This window comes from Thermus sp., assembly GCF_039793865.1.
Taxonomy (GTDB): domain Bacteria; phylum Deinococcota; class Deinococci; order Deinococcales; family Thermaceae; genus Thermus.
In genome coordinates, this window is record NZ_JBAMMI010000086.1 from 1 (window position 1) to 2,624 (window position 2,624).

Consider the following 2,624-nt stretch of genomic DNA (forward strand, 5'->3'; position numbering starts at 1 on the left):
GGGGATCTGGCGGGCCGCTGGGGTGGGGAGGAGTTCGCCCTCCTCCTCCCCGAAACCGACCCCTTGCGGGCAGAGCGCCTCGCGGAGCGCATCAGGGAGGCGTTGGCCTCCACAGGCATCGCGGCGAGCTTCGGGGTGGCCGACTACCGAGGGGATCTGGAGGACCTCTTCCGGCGGGCGGACCGGGCCCTCTACAAGGCCAAGTCCTGGGGAAAGAACCGCGTGGCGCGCGACACGGAGGAGGCTCAGGGAAGCCGATAGCCCGCCCCCTGGAGCACCGCCCTTGCCCGTTCCTTTTCCTCACGGGTGGCGAAGGAAAGCCGAAGGGCCCCCGCCGCCTCCCGGATGGTGAGGACCTCTATGTCCTTGATGTTCACCCCGGCCTCGCCGAGGGCGGTGGCGATCCTGGCGATCTCCCCGGGCCGGTCCGGCACCTGGACCACCAGGTCGTGCATCTCGGGGAGGAGGCTCCGGCGCACGATGGGGAGGCTGTCCCGGGTGCGCTTGGCCTCCTCCGCCGCCCGAAAGAGCGCTTCGGGGTCGTCCAGCAGGCCTTCTAACTCAAGAAGGACCCCCCTGAGTTCCTCTATGGCCTCTTTCAGGGCTTCCCTGTTCTCCACCACCATGTCCCGGCTCATCCTGGGGGACCCGGAGGCCACCCGGGTGAGGTCGCGGAAGCCCCCCGCCGCCAGGAACATGAGGAGGTCCCGGTGGGGGCTTCGGGCCACCATGCGGTTCAGGGCCACGGCGAGGAGGTAGGGGAGGTGGGAGACCCGGGCCACGAGCTCGTCGTGGCGCCCCGGGGGCATCTCCAGGGGGTAGGCCCCCAGGGCCTCCACGAGCCTCCGCACCCCCTCCCGGGCCTTGGGGCTCGTCCTTTCCGTGGGGGTGAGGACCCAGACGGCGTTCTCTAGAAGCCCGGCGTGGGCGTTCTCCACCCCGGCCCGTTCGCTTCCCGCCATGGGGTGCCCCCCCAGGTAGTGGGGGAGGAGGCCTTCCAGGAGGGCCACCACCTTCCCCTTGACGCTCCCCACGTCGGTCCAGAGGCTTTCCGGATGGGCCAAGGGGGCGAGGGCCTTCCCCAGGGTGGAGAGGGCCCCCACGGGGGCCGCGAGGATTCCCAGGGAAAGCTCCCCCACCCAGGGGCCGGGCTCGGTGTGCACCCGGTCGGCCACGCCCAGAAAAAGGGCCTTCTCCAGGGCGCTGGGGTCTTGGTCGTAGGCGTGGACCTCCTCGGCGAGGAAGCGCTCCTTGAGCCCCAGGGCCACGCTCCCGCCCAAAAGGCCCACGCCGAAGATCCCCACTTTGCCGAAGAGAGGCCTCATCCTAGGACGGGGGCGGAAAGGGTCCTGTCCAGGGCGGCCACCAGGCGGCGCGCCTTTTCCATGAGCTCAGCGAACTCCTCCTCGTGGAGCTGCTGGGCGGCGTCGGAGAGGGCCTTTTCCGGCTCGGGGTGGGTCTCCACGATGAGGCCGTCCGCCCCCGCGGCGAGCCCCGCCAGGGCCAGGGGGATGACCCAGTCCCTTTTGCCCGCCGGGTGGGAGGGGTCTATCCAGACGGGGAGGTGGGTCCAGCTCTTCAGCACGGGCACGGCGGCCACGTCCAGGGTGAAGCGGGTGGCCTTCTCAAAGGTGCGGATGCCCCGCTCCACGAGGATCACCCGCATGTTGCCCCGGGAGAGGACGTACTCCGCGCTCATGAGGAACTCCTCCAGGGTCATGCTCATCCCCCGCTTGAGGAGGACGGGCTTGCCCGCCTCTCCCACCGCCTGGAGGAGGGCGAAGTTCTGGGCGTTCCTGGCCCCGATCTGGAGGACGTCGGCGTGCTCGGCCACGAGCTCCACCTGGTCCGGGGAGAGGACCTCGGTGACGATGGGGAGGCCCGTCTCCCTCTTGGCCTCGGCGAGGATCTTTAGGCCCTCCACGCCCAGGCCCTGGAAGGCGTAAGGGCTCGTGCGGGGTTTGAAGGCTCCTCCCCGGAGCATGTGGGCCCCGTGGGCCTTCACGTAGCGGGCGGCCTTGAGGGTCTGATCCCGGGACTCCACCCCGCAGGGGCCCGCCGCCACCATCACGTGGCCGCCCCCGGTTTTGCCCGTGGGGAACTCCAAGACGGTGGGGAAGGGCTGGACCTCGAGGCTTGCCAGCTTCCAGGGCTTGGAGATGGGGATGACCTCCGCCACCCCCGGCAGGGCCCGGAAGTGCTCCATGAGCTCCGGGGTGGGCCCCCGGCCGATGGCCCCCACCAGGGTGGTCTCCACGCCCCGGGAGAGGTGGGGCCGGTAGCCCACCTTCTCAATCTCCCGGATCACCGCCTGAAGCTCCTCCTCCATGTACCCCCGCTTCATCACGATCAGCATGGCTTCCCTCCTAAAAACTTCGGGCGCCCCCTTTTGGGGGGCGCCCTTGGTGCGGTGAACACCTACACGGAACGCAGGGCGCCCCCGGCGGGATAATAGAAGCCGAACCGACGCCCTAGGGTCCGCATAGTTGCCATGAGCTTAGGCCATAGGGGTCCCGTTCGTCAAGCACCTCAGACTCTGAGCTCTCATCACTTTGAGGGCTGGGCCTTAACAAGGGAAGAGAAGAGGGGGGGTAAGTAAGGTATGCCGCCCACTACCCCCCTTT

The 2,624-nt window shown here is 69.3% G+C and carries 3 protein-coding genes; 1 reads left to right on the forward strand and 2 read right to left on the reverse strand.

What is annotated here, in order from left to right; genetic code table 11:
• Window positions 1-261, forward strand: a 261-nt coding sequence (locus ABJK26_RS08105) for a GGDEF domain-containing protein (RefSeq protein WP_347241776.1), incomplete at its 5' end; no start/stop codon positions are given.
• Here ABJK26_RS08105 and ABJK26_RS08110 read toward each other — a convergent pair.
• Both ABJK26_RS08110 and aroF read right to left on the reverse strand, forming a co-directional pair.
• The gene (locus tag ABJK26_RS08110) at window positions 246-1,325 is read right to left on the reverse strand and encodes a prephenate dehydrogenase/arogenate dehydrogenase family protein (protein WP_347241777.1); all 1,080 of its coding nucleotides are present in this window, start codon (window positions 1,323-1,325) and stop codon (window positions 246-248) included. The two genes, ABJK26_RS08105 and ABJK26_RS08110, sit on opposite strands and share 16 nt — an antisense overlap.
• Window positions 1,322-2,356 carry a 3-deoxy-7-phosphoheptulonate synthase gene (gene aroF, locus ABJK26_RS08115; RefSeq protein WP_347241778.1) on the reverse strand — a complete coding sequence of 345 codons (1,035 nt, stop codon included), beginning with the start codon at window positions 2,354-2,356 and terminating at the stop codon, window positions 1,322-1,324. The genes ABJK26_RS08110 and aroF overlap by 4 nt, the downstream gene beginning before the upstream one ends.
• Window positions 2,357-2,624: the final 268 nt, after the last annotated feature.

Bases quoted from the DNA above. Each gene is read 5' to 3' on its own strand.
- ABJK26_RS08110 (WP_347241777.1), bottom strand. From the start codon at position 1,325: ATGAGGCCTCTCTTCGGCAAAGTGGGGATCTTCGGCGTGGGCCTTTTG.
- aroF (WP_347241778.1), bottom strand. From the start codon at position 2,356: ATGCTGATCGTGATGAAGCGGGGGTACATGGAGGAGGAGCTTCAGGCG.